This window comes from Pedobacter sp. Leaf216, assembly GCF_001421515.1.
In the GTDB taxonomy this organism is placed as follows: Bacteria; Bacteroidota; Bacteroidia; order Sphingobacteriales; family Sphingobacteriaceae; genus Pedobacter.
This window is the reverse complement of record NZ_LMKM01000004.1, coordinates 38,055-54,677: the sequence shown is the minus strand read 5'-3', so window position 1 is coordinate 54,677 and position 16,623 is coordinate 38,055. Positions and strand designations below refer to the sequence as shown.

Genomic DNA, 16,623 nt, shown 5'->3' with positions numbered 1-16,623 from the left:
TAACCTCCGAAAGCAAATTAATTATTTAAATTATTTATATAATCAGCCATATTATGGCCATCCAATACCACATGTGGCTTAACGTTAATTACAGCCTGTTGGGGCATATATGGCATTATGGCCGTATTTGGATTCTGTATAACCACGCTGCCCCCCAAATTGTTTACCGTTTTTAAACCCTCTACCCCATCTGCATTGGATCCTGATAGCAGAATGCAGACTAACGTTTCTTTAAACACCTCAGCCGCAGAATGAAAGGTTACATCGATAGATGGCCGCGAGTAATTTACTTTTTCTGAGTAATCTAACGAAATGCTAAAATCCTCTTCTATCAACATATGGTAATCTGCCGGGGCAATAAATACCTTACCGGGTGTTAAAAATTCTTTTTCTTCAGCTTCGTTTACTTCCAGTTTGGTGCGGCTGCGCAACAGATCGGTTAAGAGCGATTCGTTACTGGCTTTACGGTGCACCACCAAAACAATTGGAAAACTCATATCATTCCTTAAAGCAGGAAAAATTTCCAGCAATACATCCAAACTGCCGGCCGAACCGCCAATAATTAATGCATTACAGCGGGCAGAATTTATAGTTTGCGCCATATTTTCTCCATTTTTACCCTTTTATATTCTTTTGATTTTGGCCAAAATTCTAAACTTTCTTTACTGCCCAAAGCAAGGTATCCTAATTTCTCGATACTTCCATCAAACAGGTTAAATACTTTATGCTGCAACTCTTTATCGAAGTAAATTAATACATTTCGACATAAAATCAGCTGAAATTCATTAAAAGAATGGTCTGAAACTAAATTATGTGTCGAAAAAATCATTTTACTGTTTAAACTCTCATCAAACTTTGCCAAAGAGTAATTTGCGGTATAATAACTGGAAAACTCTTTTACCCCTCCCGATTGCAGGTAATTTTCTGAATACTGTTTTAGATAATTTAATGGAAACATGCCTTTTTTTGCCTTTTCCAAAACAGAGGGATTAATATCGGTGGCATAAATAAGCGATTTATTGAGCAAGTTAAGTTCTTTTAAAACAATTGCCAGCGAATAGGCTTCCTCTCCGGTAGAGCAACCTGCTACCCAAATTCGGATAAAGGGATAAGTGCCTAAAACCGGTAAAACATCATTCCGTAATGCCTTATAAAAAGACGGATCGCGGAACATTTCGGTAACATTAACCGTAATTTCTTCCAGGAAACGCTTAAAATATTGTTTATCGGTTTTAATTGTATAGCGGAATTCGGCAAAGCTCACAAAATTATCCAGTGCGTAAAGGCGGGTTATTCTCCTTTTTATTGATGCGTGAGAATATTCCAGAAAATCGTATCCGTGGCTTTCCAAAACATCATTCAGCAGGATTTCCACCTGATCATTATCTATTGCATCACTTATCACCGGCTATTTTGTAAATTTTTCTATCTGTGCTAATAATTCGTCAACATTTATAGGTTTTGAAACATAACCCGATGCGCCCGCGCTTAAGCAACGTTCTTTATCGCCCACCATTGCTTGCGCAGTTACGGCCAATACAGGAATGTTTTGCATTTTAGCCGATTTTTTCATTACGGCAATGGCCTGGTAACCATCCATATCGGGCATCATCATATCCATTAAAACAATGGCAACATTCTCGTGCTTTTCTATAATTGAAAAACCCTCCTGGGCACTTACAGCAGATAAACAATCGAAACCTTTGGCCTTTAAAACAGCTTTTAAAGCAAAAATGTTTCGGTTGTCATCATCAATAATGAGAATTAATTTTTGAGGCATAGTTTAAAAAAATGGGTTATGATTTATGATGATTTTCGTAAAGCCAAACGCGTAAAAGTGATACCAATTGATCCATATCTACCGGTTTGCTAATGTAATCTGAAGCACCTGCTGCAATACATTTTTCGCGGTCGCCCATCATGGCTTTAGCTGTTACGGCTAAAACAGGTAAATTACGGTATTTAATGTCCTGTCTGATGGCTGTTGTAGTTTCATAACCATCCAGTTCAGGCATCATCATATCCATTAAAACCACATCTACTTCCGGATGCTCGTTTAATAATTTAAGTGCCTCTTTACCATCTGTAGCTGCCACAACTTTCATTTGGTGTTGCTCCAACATTTTGGTTAAAGAAAAAATATTACGCACATCATCATCTGCAACCAAAACTGTTTTGCCAACCAAAACATCTTGTAATTCGGAGAATTTTTTAGGTGATTTTATTTTTTCCTTACTTTTTTCTTCTACCAGGTGCAAGAAAAGGCCTGCTTCATCCAAAATACGCTGATAAGAATGAGCGGTTTTTACCACTATAGAATCGGCATATTGTTTAATGCGGTTTTCTTCGCCCTTTGAAAGGTTTTTACCTGTAAAAATAATGATCGGCAGATTTTCCAACCCCGGTGTTTTTTTAACCACTTCGAGTGTTTCATAAGCATGTTTATCAGGAATGCCCATGTCTAAAATTACACAGTTAACCTCGGGTTTATGTAATGCCGAAACACTTTCATTTACCTGGTTAACAATTTCTGTCTGGATATTAAAATTGCTCAGGAAATAGCTCAGTGCTTTGGCATGTTGCTCATTCTCTTCTACAATAAGTACTTTTTTAGGGTAACGGCTTAACGCATGTTCTAGTTTAGAAAAAATCTCCTGCATGTGCTCAAAAGCAAAGGGTTTGTTGATAAAATCTACAGCTCCCTTTAATAAACTTTCTTTTTTAACCTGCAATGACGACATGATGTGCACCGGTATGGGCCTTGTTGATGGATCGGCCTTTAATTCTTCCATTACCTGCCAGCCATCTTTAACCGGTAGCTGGATATCAAGTAAAATGGCCAGCGGTTTAAAGTTTTTTGCCATTTCGATACCTACATCGCCACGCACAGCTACCAGGCCTTTGTAATTTCTCTTCCTGGTAAAATCCAAAAGAGTTTTTGCAAAAGGGGTATCATCTTCCACAATCAAAATTACTTTATCATCGGGCTGGATGTTATCACGGTCATCTTCTATTTCCTGTGGGATATTATTTACGGTTAAATGACTCACCTTTTTAAGCGCAGGTTCTGCAGGTGTAACCACTACAGGTTTTTCAAAATCGGTTACAACACCATCAAAACCTTTATTTTTATCAATAGGAAGGGTTAAAGTAAATATACTACCTTCTCCTTCGGTACTTTTTAATTCTATGTAACCACCGAGTAACTTAGCCAGTTCTCTACTGATAGAAAGGCCCAAACCAGTACCACCAAATTTGCGGCGGGTAGAACCATCGGCCTGCTGAAAGGCTTCAAATACCATTCCCTGTTTTTCAGGGGCAATACCTACACCTGTATCGGTAACTTTAAATATTAATGCGCCTAGTTTGTCGTTTTTGCTAATGTTTAGCGTTACTGAACCAACTGTGGTAAATTTAATTGCGTTTGATAACAGATTTTTAATAATCTGCTCTAAACGCATTTTATCGGTATGGAAAAATTCAGGAACATCTGCCGCTTTATCAATTACAAAATCAAGTTTGCGCTCTTTTGCCAAAGGATTAAATAATGAACGCATGTTGAAGATCACATCATCAACTTTAATGTTCATTCTATCAAGTTCCATTTTACCGGCCTCAATTTTAGAAAGATCCAGAATTTCATCAATCAAGCTTAGTAAGCCCTGGCCCGAACTTTGAATTACCTCCGCATATTCCTGATGCTCACGGTCAATTGCCTCATTTTCGGCCATTAATCTCGACAATAGTAAAATTGAGTTTAAAGGCGTTCTTAGCTCGTGAGACATGTTTGCTAAAAACTCTGATTTATACCTTGTGCTCAGCTCTAAAGCCTCGGCCTTTTGCTGGATTTCGATATTTCTTTCTTCAATCAGTTCATTTTTCTCTTCTAACAAACTGCTTCTTTCTTCAAGCTCCTGGTTGCTTTGCAACAGTTCTTCCTGTTGCACACGAAGTTCTTCTTCACTTGCCTGTAGTTTTTGTGCCTGGGCTTCCAGTTCTGCATTTAAGCCCTCAAGTTCATTGTGCTGTACCTGCAACTCTTCTGATTGTGCCTGCGTTTCTTCTAACAATTGCTGAAGTTTCTGCCTGTTTTGTGCGCCTAATAATGCGGTGCCTATATCAGATAAAACGAGCTTTAAAAAATGCAATTGCAAATCGCTGTATTTACCTATTGTACCCAATTCTAAACCACCTATAGAAATTTCGTTCCTGATAATTGGCAATACAATTAGTTGCGCAGGTTTAATATTTCCTGTTGCATGCGTTACAGTTAATTCATTTTGCGGTACCTCATCAAGTAAAATAGGTTTACCACTTTTTACGGCCTGGCCAATTAATCCTTGCCCAAGCTCAAGGGTTTTTACGAGGTTTTGCCCTTCTAATGCATACTGGCCTTTTAAATGCAGGTAACCGTCATCTTTAAATAAGTATAATGCACCGATCTGGCTTTTGGTATAACTGGCTAAAAACTCTATAATATCTTCGGCTAAATGGAAAACATCTTTTTCGCCTACCATATTTACATTTAAATTGGCCACTCCCGTTTGTATCCATTCATTTTCTTCGAGCGTATCAAAAGATTTTTTCAACGAATATGACATGTTATTTAGCGATTCGGAAAGTTCGCCGATATCATCCTGCGACTGGCTATCGAGTTTTACGCCGTAGTTGCCGTTAGAAATCTGGTAAGCAATTTCTTTAATGGCTGCTATGCGTTTTTCCATCTCATATTTCTTATCCTCAATTTCTTTTTGAAGCTTAACACGCTCATCAAAATCGACTGATACTTTTCTATAAAAAAACAGTGTAATCAGTATGGCCAAAATAGCTGCAATTAAAATTAGAACCGGGGTATAGGCGGTAAGTTTATTAAGTTCGATTGTACGGTTTTCGAGCAATCTCCTTTCTTCCTTTACCATTCTGTTTACCACTGAACGTGCCTGATCCATGTAGATTTTGCCCTCTAACAATACCGTAGGATCTACCTGTCCGCCCAATGATTTAATTTCTATAGTGGAGGTAATAATATTGAGTCTGCGGGCAAGTATATTTCTTAATTCGGCAACATTTTTTTGCTGGGCTACATTATCTTTCGTTTGTGCTTCTATCCTCTTTAAAACGGCCATTGCGGTATCTGTAGAACCGTAGTATGGCTGTAAAAATATTTTATTCCCTGTTAAAAGATAGCCCCGCTGCCCGGTTTCGGCATCTTTTAAGGTAGAAATTACACCTTGGGTATTTAAAATAACTTCATCGCTGTGTTTTACCAGTTCGGTACTTTTAATCAGGTTACTGATACTGATGTAAGATGCCAATGAACTGATAAATAGAATAATTAGCGACAGGCCCAGGCCCAAACGTAAATTATTTTTAAGAGTTGTTTTCATTATATGTATTAAGGATAATTAGATCTGGTTTTTAAGGATTTCTTCTTCGGTGATGGGAATGATGAAATAAAATTCAGAACCTTCATCCGGAACGCTATTTACACCAATAGTGCCACCATGGCGGTTGATGATTTCGGAACAGATGTACAAGCCAATGCCCAACCCGTTAAAACGGTTGCTGTTTTCTTCTACGCGATAAAACTTATCGAATATTTTATGCTGCTGTTCTTTAGAAATACCGATACCGAAATCTTTAACGGCCAGATACAGTTTTTCATCTTTAATGTTGATAGTAACATTAACCTGGTTGGTGCCAGGGGCATATTTTATCGCATTGGTAATAAAATTGATTACAACCTGCTCCAGGCGCATTTCATCACCAAAAATCATCTCATCTGTTTTGCCCAGCTTAGTGATTTTAAAATCAGGGTTGGAATGTTGCAGCATCTCTATGGCGTTGTTTACCATGTTATCGGCACAGAAGCTTTTCATGTTAAACTTCATCTTCCCGCTTTCAATTTTAGAGATATCGAGCAGATCGACAATGAGCTCATTTAGTTTTTCGAGCTGAATGCTTGCTTTTTCAAGATGATTCTCCGCCATGGTTTTATCATCTCTTTTTAAGCTTCTCTGCAACAGCTGAATGTAACCTTTTACACTGGTTAACGGCGTTTTTAACTCATGACTGGCAATACTGATAAACTCGTCTTTTTTATGTTCGGCCTGCTTTCTGAATTCGATTTCTTCGATCAGTTTCTCCTGTACCTCGTTAAGTTTTCTGTTCTGTTCGTAAATTCGGTAAAACGTTTTTATTTTTAACAACAGTACATTGATATCAACAGGCTTGGTAATGTAATCCAACCCGCCGCTCAGGTAGCCTTTGGTAATAAATTTAAGTTCGGTATTAACTGCAGAAAGAAATATTATGGCGGTATCTTTTGCTTTACTGAAACCCGAAATGGCTTCTGCCACTTCAAAGCCATCCATATCTGGCATTTGTACATCAAGAATAATCAGCACATAATTATTCTTTAAAACTTTTTTTAGTGCTTCTTCGCCGGATGATGCGGTATCAACCTCAAAATTGTGTGCTTGGAGTACTTTCTGTAACGAGATCAGGTTTTCGGGCCTGTCATCAACTATAAGGATCATCTTTATTAAAACAAATAAGAAGCCGGGATAATTATGTTTGGTTTGGAGATAAAAATCTCATTAACTGTAAACAAACAATGGTGTTTCAAAAAAGTTTTAATTTTTTTATAAATTATTTGAGTTAAAGGTATCACCCTGTTTTATATCTCCGGTTTCGAAACCTTTTTTAAACCAATACATGCGCTGTGCCGAAGTGCCATGCGTAAAAGAATCAGGCTGTACATCGCCTGTGGCCTGCTTTTGAAGTTTATCATCGCCAATGGCATTGGCAGCAGTTAAAGCTTCTTCAATATCGCCTTCATCTAATTTAAAATCTTTTAGATTTTGTGCGTTATGTGCCCAAAGACCGGCAAAAAAATCAGCCTGCAATTCTAATTTAACGGATAAACGGTTATACTCTTTTTCGCTTACCTGACCTCGTGCCTGATCTAATTTCTCTGAAATGCCCAATAAATTCTGAACATGATGCCCAACTTCGTGAGCAATTACATACGCCTGGGCAAAATCGCCGGCTGCTCCGAAACGGTTTTTTAAATCATCATAAAATGACAGATCGATATATACTTTACGATCGCCCGGGCAATAAAAGGGCCCTACATTGGCATTTGCATTTCCACATGCGGTTTGCACAGCCTCCCTGAACAACCTTAATTTCGGGTACTCGTACTGTTTGCCCATTGCCTGAAATTCTTTATCCCAAACTTGCTCTGTTGATTCTAAAACCCCGGAAACAAACTGTGCCTGAGCATCATTAGCCGGTACACCTTGTTTTACTTCTTCTGTTCCTGTGGTAGCGGGGATCTGGCTTACCACCCCGGTTAAATCTTTACCGAAAATTAATCCAAGTACTACAATAACAATACCGATGCCGCCGCCCAGGATAGTTTTTCCGCCACCGCCACTTCTTCCATCTTCTACATTATTACTGCCTTTACCAAACCATTGCATAGTTTATATTTTTTAGTTTAATGAATAACCTTAATCACGGCACAATTGTTATACTAAAGTAGAAATTATTTTGATTGAATTACCCTTTTTAGGTTGTATCCAATCGCAATTCTGGCTACAATTACAACATAAATCTGTTTTGCGACCTTTTTTTATTCCTTCTTAGAATTTGGACGCAGAGTTGTGACACATTTCTATGTGACAAAAAATGTGTCACTTAAAAATTGTCACACAATTTAATGGTTTAAATATAATCGCTCACAAAATGAGAAAGAAGTATAATTGTACCTCAGATCAGGTTTATTTGGATAAATGATAATAAAATGGGTGTCAGTAAAAATTAAAGGCACCCATTTATTTATACAATAAATATCTTAGCCATTAAAAACAGCTATTGCTTTAGCTATCCTGGCTTTGGTTTCTGCAACGCCGAGCAGCAAGGCAATATCAAAAACACCCGGGCCAAACTTGCCACCTACCAACATTATACGGAAAGGCAACATCAATTCGCCTGGTTTAAATCCTTTTTCATCAGCCAAAGCTTTAAAAGCTGCTTCGGCAGTAATGGCATCTGTAAGACTTAAATTATCGGCAAAAGCATTAAAAAATTCAGCTTTTTCGGATGTCCACTTTGGTTTAACAGCATTTACATCATATTCGGCAGGCGCAGCAAAAAAGTAACTGCTTTGCGCCACAAAATCGGGCAATAGCGTGCAACGGTCTTTAATAAGATCGATTATGGTGTTTAAAAACGCATCATCATTAATTTCGAATCCTGCTTTTTCGAGCTCAGCTTTAACGCCCGGCGCCAAACGCTCTGCGCGTTCCGCTTTGATCCACTCATGGTTATACCATTTTGCTTTTTCGAAATCGAATTTGGCACCAGCTTTACTGATTCTTTCTATAGAGAATTTTTCTTCTAATTCTTTTAACGAGAACAATTCCTGATCGGTACCATCATTCCAACCCAAAAGCGCAAGCATATTTACAAAAGCTTCGGGCATAAAACCCATTTCTTTAAAGCCTTTGGTTACATCACCAGTTTTAGGATCGGTCCAATTCATGGCATAAACCGGGAAACCCAATCTGTCGCCATCACGTTTGCTTAATTTTCCGTGTCCGTCTGGTTTTAAAATCAAAGGCAAATGCGCCCAGGCCGGCATATCTGTTTCCCAACCTAAATATTTCCAAAGTAAAATATGAACAGGTGCTGATGGCAACCATTCTTCGCCTCTAAAAGCATGTGTAATTTCCATCGCCCTATCATCAACCACAACGGCTAAATGGTAAGTTGGCATTCCATCGGCTTTTAACAACACTTTATCATCAACAAGTGAGGTTTCGAAGCTTACATCACCACGGATTAAATCGTTAAAATGTACAATTTCATCAGCTGGTACTTTAATACGGATTACGTGCGGAGTTTTAGCTGCCAATAACTCTTCTACTTCACTTATAGTAAGAGTTAACGAGTTGCGCATTTGCATGCGTGTGGCCTGGCCGTACTGAAAATTCGGAATCTCTTTACGTTTAGCATCTAAATCTTCGGGGGTATCAAACGCATAATAGGCATAACCATCGCTAATTAACTGCTCGGCAAATTTCCTATAACTCGGTTTGCGTTCACTTTGACGGTAAGGGCCGTAAACGCCGGGGTTGGCAGGGCTTTCATCCGGAGTAATTCCACACCAATTTAAACAGTTTACGATATACGCTTCGGCACCTTCTACAAAACGGTTTTGATCGGTATCTTCTACACGAAGCACAAAAGTTCCGTTATTTTTTTTGGCAAACAAATAATTGAACAAAGCGGTGCGTACACCACCTAAATGTAAGCCTCCGGTTGGGCTTGGGGCAAATCTTACTCTAACTTTTTTATCCATGATTAAGCAAAGAGCAGGGAGTTAAGGGCAAAGGGTACGGTGCAATCCATGCTCTAAGCGCTAAGCACTATGCTCGGCACAAAGATATGTTTTTCATCCATTTTATATCGTTTTCATCTGTGATGAAGCAACTGTAATTTCTAAAAGATTGCCTTAAGGTTTTGGAAAAAGCATAATGGTTTTACGATTTTTCCGTTTTGTTATTGTAATTTGGCTAGCTAAAGCATGAATCCTTATCAAAAGAAACGCCGTTGGAAGTTTTTCCTTCTCATTTTTGCCATCTTAATTGGCATTGCTTCAGTATTTTACACCGATTCTTTTGTAAAAAAAATGGAACGTGAGGAAGCAGATCAATTTCACCTTTGGGTTAAAATACAGGAAAGGGCCATGTTTTTATATGATAATGACGATTACCGTGTTATTGTAGAAACGGTACGTGCAAATACCAAAACTCCTGTAATCATGATTGATTCGGCAGGAATGATCAGCTCCTTTTTTGGGTTGGACAGCACTAAAACCAATTATGCCACTGCCGATACCCAGCTTAGTTACGATAGCTTATACTTTGTGAGGCAGCTAAGGCAAATGAAAACTCAGCATCCGCCGGATGAAATGAATATTTTCGGCAAAAAATTTAAGGCTTACTATCGCGATTCGTTTATTTTAACACAGTTGAGGTATTTCCCTTACATACAAATGGGAGTTATCTTTCTCTTTCTGCTAACGGCTTATGCTGCATTCAGTTCTGCCCGAAAAGATGAGCAAGACCATGTTTGGGTAGGTTTGGCCAAAGAAACGGCCCACCAGCTGGGTACTCCCATATCATCGCTCATGGCCTGGACGGAGTTAATGAAATCCAAATTTGATGCGGAAGACGACCCTTTAATTGCTGAAATGGAAAATGACATTAAAAGGCTTGAGATTATTACGGACCGTTTTTCTAAAATCGGCTCAAAACCAATACTTGAAGACCATACGGTTTATATTGTAATCAGCGATTTTATCCGTTATTTTAAGGTTCGTACATCAGATAAGGTTAAATTTAGCATTACGGGCGATGAGCAGGTAAGAGCGATGCTAAATGTGCCTTTATTTGATTGGGTAATTGAAAACCTTTTAAAAAATGCAGCCAATGCAATCGAAAATGAGGGTTCAATCTCTATTAATATTATTGAAAACCTCGCCAAAGAGCAGGTATTTATTGATGTAAGCGATACAGGAAAAGGGATTCCACGTTCTAAATTTGATGCCGTTTTTCAACCAGGTTATACCACACGTAAAAGAGGCTGGGGCTTAGGTTTGTCGCTTACCAAACGTATTGTTGAGAATTACCACAGTGGCGAAATTTTTGTAAAGGAATCTGAGCTGGGTAAGGGCACAACCTTTAGAATAATATTAAAAAGCAGCTTAAGATATGAACCGACCACAGCCTAATGAATATCCTATTTGGGGCGAAACTTACATCAGTAAAGTTGATGGAGATATTTTTGAGATTTTAAACGATCAGGCACAAAGTTTACCGGCTTTATTTAGGGCCAATACCGACAAAGCAAACTATGCCTATGCAGACGGCAAATGGACGTTGAAAGAAATGTTAGGGCATATTATCGATACAGAGCGTGTTTTTGCCTACCGCATTACCTGTTTTGCTCGAAATGAAAAGCAAGCTTTACCAGGTTTTGAAGAAGACGGATATGTAGCAAATGCACGCTTTGCGGAGCGTGATCTGGAAGATTTAATCGAAGAATTTACTGCGCTGCGCAAAGCCAATCTTTATCTTTTTAGATCGTTAAATGAAGAAGAATTAAACCGGAAAGGAATCGCTTCAGGCAGGGAGATTAATGTAAAATCAATTCTATTCATTGTTGCTGGTCATATTTTACACCATATTTCTATATTAAAAGAACGTTATGAAGTGGTTTAAAAATTTTACCGTTGATGATTTAAATAACCGCCCTAAAAATCATTTAGGTGCGCTGCTCGATATTCGTTTTACAGAAATTGGCGAAGATTTTATTGTTGGTACAATGCCTGTTGATGAACGTACACACCAACCAGCCGGAATTCTTCATGGCGGTGCTTCGGTAGTTTTGGCCGAAACGTTGGGCAGTATCGCCTCTTATATGTGTATCGATCCTGAAAAGTATGTTGCCGTTGGTTTAGAAGTTAACGCAAACCACCTGCGTCCGGTAAAATCAGGCTTGGTTAAAGGCATTTGCAAACCCTTACATGTTGGTGCGAAAACACAGGTTTGGGAAATTAAAATTTATGATGAACGTGGCAAAATGAATTGCATTAGCCGCTTAACGGTTGCAATTATTAATAAGCCGCAGTAAAAAAGAGAAGTCAAGTTTAATTGCTTCCGCACGATAAAAACTTGACTTCTCTGCTGATTAAAACTTGCTGCTGTTATCCAGCCATTTCTTTTCTACGAGATAAGAAACGATAAGGCCCAGGCCACCGAAGATACCGATGCAACCAAAATATATGGCGACTGACTGCCCTTGTTCGGCGTTTGTCATGTTGCTACCAAATACACCTCTAACAGTAAAAAGGGCCACCAATAAACCTATTCCTAAACCCACTAAAAGCAGTCCGAATTTTAAGCTTAAAAAAGGTTTTGGCGTTGCTTTGTGCACGCCAGGATCGATTCCCCGCTCAATCATTGCCATTTTTTCTTTATTTGATAAATAGCGTATTCCAAATACCATTGCGAATGCGCCTAAAAAAAGTGAGATTGGTACTAATATAGCTTCCATGATTATAATTTTTTAATTTGTAAATATTCTATTTGTCTATTGAACCGTGTTCTGTGTATTATGACTACATACTTTTTAATCAGGTTACACCCTTGCTCAAAAAAAACAATAGCTTTATCCAACAATTAAATAATCCCCTTGCACAATCAGTTAAAAAATATCTCAATTTTTAAATCTTTAAGCGATGAGGCTTTAGATCGGTTAGCTGCGATTAGTTTAGAAGTACAGCATCAAAAAGGAAAAATCCTGATTTATGCAGATAAAACAGAACCCCATTTTTATATTCTTTTAAGCGGCATAGCCAGGGCATATTCTGATGGTGAAAACCAGGAGATTACTTTTTGGTTTGGGCAAAGTGGCGATGTTCTTTTTTCTTTTAACAGCTACATTAACAATAAGCCAGGTTACGAAAACATTGAGCTTTTAGACGATTGTTGCTTACTCCAGATGAAACTGAGCGATCTGTTTTCGCTTTATAGCCAACATTTAGAAATTGCCAATTGGGGTAGAAAAATTGCTGAACAGGAATTAATTGCTACAGAAAGAAGATTAATTGACAGGGCTTTTAAAGGAGCAGCAGAGCGCTACCAGGATTTTTTAACGCAATCGCCTGAATTGATAAAACGTGTGGCCTTAAAACACATTGCTTCTTATCTTGGCGTAACGCAGGTTACTTTAAGCCGCATCAGGGCAGCTAATAAATAAGTTTATTTTTTTAACATTTGTAAAATGCTGCCCCATAAATGTGCTGTAAATTTGTACAAACACATTTATTATGAACTGGATTATATTAATTATTGCCGGCCTTTTCGAGGTTGGTTTTACTACCTGCCTTAAATTATCGAACAATTTTTCGAATATAAAATGGAGTGCAGCATTTTTCGTTTGCATCGCCTTAAGCTTTTTATTATTAAATAAAGCTACACAAACCTTACCTATGGGAACAGCTTACGCCGTTTGGACAGGCATAGGTGCTGTTGGAACAGTAATTATTGGAATTGTATATTTTAACGAGCCGGCAACTTTTTGGCGGATATTTTTTATCTGTACACTAATTGGCTCTATTGCAGGGTTAAAGTTTTTTGCATCGCATTAGCAAGTATCAACCACAGATAAAAAGGATGCACACAGACATAAAGATTGTGTTTATCTATGTCCATCTGTGGTTAAAAACGCTAATAATATTGAGGGGGCCTTCACTCGGGCTGGTTGGCTAAAGCAACATTCATTTTAAAAATTTGCACTGTATACCAACGTTGTTAATAAACCTGATGGCAGCGGCAGCTCCCGTTTTTTCATCGGGACTATAGCGAGCAGGACTGTAAACCGCCAAGAATTACTGCCCTTTCGTTTTCCAAACCACATAGGATTTTACTCCCCATTAACTACAAATGCGCTGTTAACTCAGCCTGATCATAAAAATGATGTTTCACGTGTAACCTACTTATCTCTATTGTAGTCTTACCGCTAAACATGGAGCAAAAACTTACAGACTTGGCACTTATACAAAATGTATTGAACGGTGAAACCGCTCAGTATGCTTTGTTGGTAAAACGCCATCAACGGTTTGTATTTACGCTTGCTTTAAGGTTTTCGAAAAATAGAGAAGATGCAGAAGAAATTGCTCAGGATTGTTTTGTAAAAGCATATAAAGCGTTGGGTACATTTAAACAAACAGCCAAATTTAGCACCTGGCTTTATACAATTACCTACACAACTGCAATGACTTTTTTGAGGAAAAACCGTTTAGATACCGCTTCAATTCATGACGAAAGCACCAGTATACAACTTGAAAATCACACCTCTGGCTTTAATGCCAATGGTTATGAGAAACAAGATAGTCATGCTTTTTTAAATTTGGCCATTACCCAATTAATGCCGGATGATGCTGCCATTATTACGATGTTTTATAAAGGCGAGCAAAGTCTGGAAGAAATTGGTGAAGCTTTGCATATGGAAGCGAATACCATAAAAGTAAAATTGCATAGGGCAAGGCAAAGGCTTAAAGAAAAATTACAATATTTGTTAAAAGATGAAGTAAAGGAGTTACTATGAATACAATAGAACAACAGCTTTGGGATTATATTGATGGAAATTTAGATGAATCTGCTAAAAAAGCCATCGAAGAAAAAATTGAATCTGATGCTGAGATAAAATCTCAATATGAGGATTTAGTTAAACTTAATTTATCTTTCGAAAGCATGGATCTTGATGAACCTTCCCTATCGTTCACCAGGAATGTGATGGAAAGTGTTGCCCTGGTTCCTGCACCTGTGGCCATGAAAACACAGGTTGATAAAAAGATTATTTATAGCATTGTTGGCTTTTTTGTGATCTCCTTGCTAGCCTTATTTGGCTATGTGCTCTACATTTCGAACCTAAGCATGCCTAAATTTAGTTTTAATGTTAATTTGAATTTTAATGTAGATCAGTACATCACGCCTACTGTACTGTATAGCTTTTTATTTTTCGACCTGGTGATTGGATTGATATTTCTTGATCAGTTTTTAAGGAAAAAGATGCATAAATAATACGCTTTTATTTAAATGCCCCGCAGATCAAGATGATTTACGCAGATTTATTGTGATCTGCGTTTTCCGCGCAATCTGCGGGAAATTTAACCCAATTTTTTCAAAATTTCCAATCCTTCCGGCCAGTTTCCAAATCCTGTTTTTGCATTAATATGGCCCGCTTCGCCAATATTAATAAATTCGCTTCCCCAATTTTCTGCAAAAAATTTAGCCCTTTCCAATGTTACCCACTCATCGTTTGAGCTGGTTACCACTATGGTTTTAAAATTTATTTTATCATCGGGCATGTAATCAAAACCTACGGTATTAAATGTGTAACGTGGTGCTTCCAAATCGCTTGGTGCAACCAATAATGCTCCTTTAATAATCCTCTGATATTTTTTTGCCCAGTTGGCAATTGCTACGCAACCCAAACTATGGCCAATTAAAACCACCTCTTCAAGGTTATAACTGCTGAGGGCATTGTCTATATTTTCAATCCAATCATTGCTTGCCGGTTCATCCCACTCCTTTTGATTGATGCGGATAAAGTTTTCACCTGATTTTTCAAAATAGCTTTGCCAATGATCCGGGCCGGAATTGCCCAAGCCAGGAATAATGAAGTAATAAGTCATACTGAGATTTAACGGGTACTGAAATCGATTCGGAAAAAAGAAAATAAAAAAAGGCCGCCATCGCAAGAAAGCAGCCTTCTCTGTAAATATGATAAATAAATTAAATTACTTTCACATTAACGGCGTTTAAGCCTTTTTTACCGTTAGCAACTTCGTACTGTACTTTGTCGTTTTCACGGATTTCGTCGATAAGACCTGTTGAATGAACAAAAATTTCGCTGTCGCCATTCGCAGGAACGATAAAGCCAAAACCTTTAGTTACATTGAAGAATTTTACTGTGCCTTCTTGCATTGTATTAAATATTAAAATTAAGTCTGCAAGGTAAGTTTTAATTTTTAAAATCAAAATAAATTTTAACATTTTTTTAACGTTAAAATTTTGTAAACATCAGATTATTAAGGCGTTTTAATTGCCTTACCAATTATTGTTAAAGTAATTTCACTATTATGCGGGATTCCGAGTGTGGTTCCGGGAGCTACGTTAAAAAGGTTTCTAACATAAATATCGGCTATTCCCTGAGCCACTTTTTTCTTCGCTTCGGCATTCTCCGGAAGTACATTATAAATGGTTTTTACATGTATCCCTCCCTGAAAATCCACAACGGCTGCAACCTGATAAGCAAAATCTTTATAAGCGCGGTCAATCCTGATGATGTATTGCGGAAACATGTAATCGTAAGCCTCCGTTCTGTTATTTGCCCGGTCTACCGTACTGATTTTTTCTACGCGTGCAATTTTGCTTTTGGGTATAAACTGAACAGGGTCTGTTGCAGCAAAAGCACTGTCGCTGTTCAGGTTTACCTTTGCTGCGCGTTTCTCAATAAAAGCAGTATCCGCTTTCGTTGGCTTTTGAAGATCGGCAGCTTTTACTTTTAATTTATTTTTAATGTAATTCTGTGCGTAAAAGGTCATATTCACGTCCGATCGAACATCCGAAGCGATCACTTTTCCATCAACCTGTACCCGTTGAAAAACCAAACTATCTTTACTGATGTGTTTTACTTTAAAAAATTCTGCGGCAAAATTGTATACATTTCCGTGGTCGTATTGCATGTAAAATTTCTGCATCTTTTGCTTCTGCGGACTCCAGGCCATCATCGTATCTTCTTTTGCAACTTCGATAATCCACGATGGTTTTTGCATAAATCCGGCTTCGTTGAAAGAAAGCCCATCTTTAAACCTGCGTTTAACCTCCTGATAACGAATACCTTTAACGGGCTCGAAAGTGAAATCCCTTAAAGTTGGATCACTGGTTTTAGAGCCAAACTTGCAGGCAGAAAGCATCAGCACAAAAAAGAAAAAGTATATCGTATTTTTAATCATTTCTACAAAAATCTTTGGCTAAAATA

The 16,623-nt window shown here is 38.0% G+C and carries 18 protein-coding genes; 7 read left to right on the top strand and 11 right to left on the bottom strand.

What is annotated here, in order from left to right; all coding sequences use genetic code 11:
• Positions 1 to 17: 17 nt before the first annotated feature.
• The 7 genes from ASE74_RS03385 to gltX all read right to left on the bottom strand — a co-directional run bounded on the left by ASE74_RS03385 (position 18) and on the right by gltX (position 9,370).
• Positions 18 to 602, bottom strand: coding sequence for a chemotaxis protein CheB (locus ASE74_RS03385; RefSeq protein WP_055904164.1), 585 nt, complete (start codon positions 600 to 602; stop codon positions 18 to 20).
• The gene (locus ASE74_RS03380; RefSeq protein ID WP_055904161.1) at positions 587 to 1,405 is read right to left on the bottom strand and encodes a protein-glutamate O-methyltransferase CheR; all 819 of its coding nucleotides are present in this window, start codon (positions 1,403 to 1,405) and stop codon (positions 587 to 589) included. The genes ASE74_RS03385 and ASE74_RS03380 overlap by 16 nt, the downstream gene beginning before the upstream one ends.
• A gap of 3 nt (positions 1,406 to 1,408) precedes the next feature.
• Positions 1,409 to 1,780, bottom strand: coding sequence for a response regulator (locus ASE74_RS03375; RefSeq protein ID WP_055904158.1), 372 nt, complete (start codon positions 1,778 to 1,780; stop codon positions 1,409 to 1,411).
• A gap of 16 nt (positions 1,781 to 1,796) precedes the next feature.
• Positions 1,797 to 5,387, bottom strand: a complete 3,591-nt coding sequence (locus tag ASE74_RS03370) for a response regulator (RefSeq protein WP_055904156.1) — start codon at positions 5,385 to 5,387, stop codon at positions 1,797 to 1,799.
• 18 nt (positions 5,388 to 5,405) lie between these two features.
• Complete coding sequence (locus ASE74_RS03365; RefSeq protein ID WP_055904153.1) at positions 5,406 to 6,539, bottom strand: cell wall metabolism sensor histidine kinase WalK; 1,134 nt, start codon at positions 6,537 to 6,539, stop codon at positions 5,406 to 5,408.
• A 105-nt stretch (positions 6,540 to 6,644) separates the two neighbouring features.
• A complete protein-coding gene (locus ASE74_RS03360; RefSeq protein WP_055904150.1) occupies positions 6,645 to 7,487 on the bottom strand; it encodes a neutral zinc metallopeptidase in 843 nt (280 codons plus the stop codon).
• A gap of 374 nt (positions 7,488 to 7,861) precedes the next feature.
• Complete coding sequence (gene gltX / locus ASE74_RS03355) at positions 7,862 to 9,370, bottom strand: glutamate--tRNA ligase (protein WP_055904148.1); 1,509 nt, start codon at positions 9,368 to 9,370, stop codon at positions 7,862 to 7,864.
• Between the two features lie 225 nt (positions 9,371 to 9,595).
• On the opposite strand from gltX, the gene ASE74_RS03350 reads away from it, so the two are divergent.
• Genes ASE74_RS03350 through ASE74_RS03340 form a run of 3 tightly spaced genes read left to right on the top strand, consistent with a single transcriptional unit; the run spans position 9,596 to position 11,706 of the window.
• Positions 9,596 to 10,804 carry a HAMP domain-containing sensor histidine kinase gene (locus tag ASE74_RS03350; protein WP_055904145.1) on the top strand — a complete coding sequence of 403 codons (1,209 nt, stop codon included), beginning with the start codon at positions 9,596 to 9,598 and terminating at the stop codon, positions 10,802 to 10,804.
• Positions 10,785 to 11,294 carry a DinB family protein gene (locus tag ASE74_RS03345; protein WP_055904142.1) on the top strand — a complete coding sequence of 170 codons (510 nt, stop codon included), beginning with the start codon at positions 10,785 to 10,787 and terminating at the stop codon, positions 11,292 to 11,294. Before ASE74_RS03350 ends, ASE74_RS03345 begins: the two co-directional genes overlap by 20 nt.
• Positions 11,281 to 11,706 carry a hotdog fold thioesterase gene (locus ASE74_RS03340; protein WP_055904139.1) on the top strand — a complete coding sequence of 142 codons (426 nt, stop codon included), beginning with the start codon at positions 11,281 to 11,283 and terminating at the stop codon, positions 11,704 to 11,706. The genes ASE74_RS03345 and ASE74_RS03340 overlap by 14 nt, the downstream gene beginning before the upstream one ends.
• A gap of 57 nt (positions 11,707 to 11,763) precedes the next feature.
• On the opposite strand, the gene ASE74_RS03335 is transcribed toward ASE74_RS03340, so the two are convergent.
• A complete protein-coding gene (locus ASE74_RS03335; RefSeq protein ID WP_055904136.1) occupies positions 11,764 to 12,129 on the bottom strand; it encodes a DUF6249 domain-containing protein in 366 nt (121 codons plus the stop codon).
• A 138-nt stretch (positions 12,130 to 12,267) separates the two neighbouring features.
• On the opposite strand from ASE74_RS03335, the gene ASE74_RS03330 reads away from it, so the two are divergent.
• The 4 genes from ASE74_RS03330 (at position 12,268) to ASE74_RS03315 (ending at position 14,660) form a co-directional block, all read left to right on the top strand.
• Positions 12,268 to 12,834: a Crp/Fnr family transcriptional regulator gene (locus ASE74_RS03330; protein WP_055904133.1), complete on the top strand. Its 567-nt coding sequence runs from the start codon at positions 12,268 to 12,270 to the stop codon at positions 12,832 to 12,834.
• 70 nt (positions 12,835 to 12,904) lie between these two features.
• On the top strand, positions 12,905 to 13,225 hold the full coding sequence (locus ASE74_RS03325) for a multidrug efflux SMR transporter (RefSeq protein WP_025141751.1): 321 nt from the start codon (positions 12,905 to 12,907) through the stop codon (positions 13,223 to 13,225).
• 377 nt (positions 13,226 to 13,602) lie between these two features.
• Positions 13,603 to 14,184, top strand: coding sequence for an RNA polymerase sigma factor (locus ASE74_RS03320; protein ID WP_055904131.1), 582 nt, complete (start codon positions 13,603 to 13,605; stop codon positions 14,182 to 14,184).
• On the top strand, positions 14,181 to 14,660 hold the full coding sequence (locus ASE74_RS03315) for an anti-sigma factor (protein WP_055904128.1): 480 nt from the start codon (positions 14,181 to 14,183) through the stop codon (positions 14,658 to 14,660). The genes ASE74_RS03320 and ASE74_RS03315 overlap by 4 nt, the downstream gene beginning before the upstream one ends.
• A gap of 86 nt (positions 14,661 to 14,746) precedes the next feature.
• Here the strand turns inward: ASE74_RS03315 and ASE74_RS03310 are convergent, their stop codons facing one another.
• From ASE74_RS03310 to ASE74_RS03300, 3 genes are all read right to left on the bottom strand, one after another.
• Positions 14,747 to 15,274, bottom strand: a complete 528-nt coding sequence (locus tag ASE74_RS03310; RefSeq protein WP_055904125.1) for an alpha/beta hydrolase — start codon at positions 15,272 to 15,274, stop codon at positions 14,747 to 14,749.
• Between the two features lie 100 nt (positions 15,275 to 15,374).
• Positions 15,375 to 15,566, bottom strand: a complete 192-nt coding sequence (locus tag ASE74_RS03305; RefSeq protein WP_025141747.1) for a cold-shock protein — start codon at positions 15,564 to 15,566, stop codon at positions 15,375 to 15,377.
• A gap of 104 nt (positions 15,567 to 15,670) precedes the next feature.
• Positions 15,671 to 16,597 (bottom strand): hypothetical protein, encoded by a 927-nt coding sequence (locus ASE74_RS03300; protein ID WP_055904122.1) that lies wholly within the window; start codon positions 16,595 to 16,597, stop codon positions 15,671 to 15,673.
• Positions 16,598 to 16,623: the final 26 nt, after the last annotated feature.

What these genes read in the sequence shown, in the direction of transcription:
- ASE74_RS03385 (WP_055904164.1), bottom strand. Translation starts at nt 602, where the DNA reads ATGGCGCAAACTATAAATTCTGCCCGCTGTAATGCATTAATTATTGGC.
- ASE74_RS03375 (WP_055904158.1), bottom strand. Translation starts at nt 1,780, where the DNA reads ATGCCTCAAAAATTAATTCTCATTATTGATGATGACAACCGAAACATT.
- ASE74_RS03370 (WP_055904156.1), bottom strand. Translation starts at nt 5,387, where the DNA reads ATGAAAACAACTCTTAAAAATAATTTACGTTTGGGCCTGGGCCTGTCG.
- ASE74_RS03365 (WP_055904153.1), bottom strand. Translation starts at nt 6,539, where the DNA reads ATGATCCTTATAGTTGATGACAGGCCCGAAAACCTGATCTCGTTACAG.
- ASE74_RS03360 (WP_055904150.1), bottom strand. Translation starts at nt 7,487, where the DNA reads ATGCAATGGTTTGGTAAAGGCAGTAATAATGTAGAAGATGGAAGAAGT.
- gltX (WP_055904148.1), bottom strand. Translation starts at nt 9,370, where the DNA reads ATGGATAAAAAAGTTAGAGTAAGATTTGCCCCAAGCCCAACCGGAGGC.
- ASE74_RS03350 (WP_055904145.1), top strand. Translation starts at nt 9,596, where the DNA reads ATGAATCCTTATCAAAAGAAACGCCGTTGGAAGTTTTTCCTTCTCATT.
- ASE74_RS03345 (WP_055904142.1), top strand. Translation starts at nt 10,785, where the DNA reads ATGAACCGACCACAGCCTAATGAATATCCTATTTGGGGCGAAACTTAC.
- ASE74_RS03340 (WP_055904139.1), top strand. Translation starts at nt 11,281, where the DNA reads ATGAAGTGGTTTAAAAATTTTACCGTTGATGATTTAAATAACCGCCCT.
- ASE74_RS03335 (WP_055904136.1), bottom strand. Translation starts at nt 12,129, where the DNA reads ATGGAAGCTATATTAGTACCAATCTCACTTTTTTTAGGCGCATTCGCA.
- ASE74_RS03325 (WP_025141751.1), top strand. Translation starts at nt 12,905, where the DNA reads ATGAACTGGATTATATTAATTATTGCCGGCCTTTTCGAGGTTGGTTTT.
- ASE74_RS03320 (WP_055904131.1), top strand. Translation starts at nt 13,603, where the DNA reads ATGGAGCAAAAACTTACAGACTTGGCACTTATACAAAATGTATTGAAC.
- ASE74_RS03315 (WP_055904128.1), top strand. Translation starts at nt 14,181, where the DNA reads ATGAATACAATAGAACAACAGCTTTGGGATTATATTGATGGAAATTTA.
- ASE74_RS03310 (WP_055904125.1), bottom strand. Translation starts at nt 15,274, where the DNA reads ATGACTTATTACTTCATTATTCCTGGCTTGGGCAATTCCGGCCCGGAT.
- ASE74_RS03305 (WP_025141747.1), bottom strand. Translation starts at nt 15,566, where the DNA reads ATGCAAGAAGGCACAGTAAAATTCTTCAATGTAACTAAAGGTTTTGGC.
- ASE74_RS03300 (WP_055904122.1), bottom strand. Translation starts at nt 16,597, where the DNA reads ATGATTAAAAATACGATATACTTTTTCTTTTTTGTGCTGATGCTTTCT.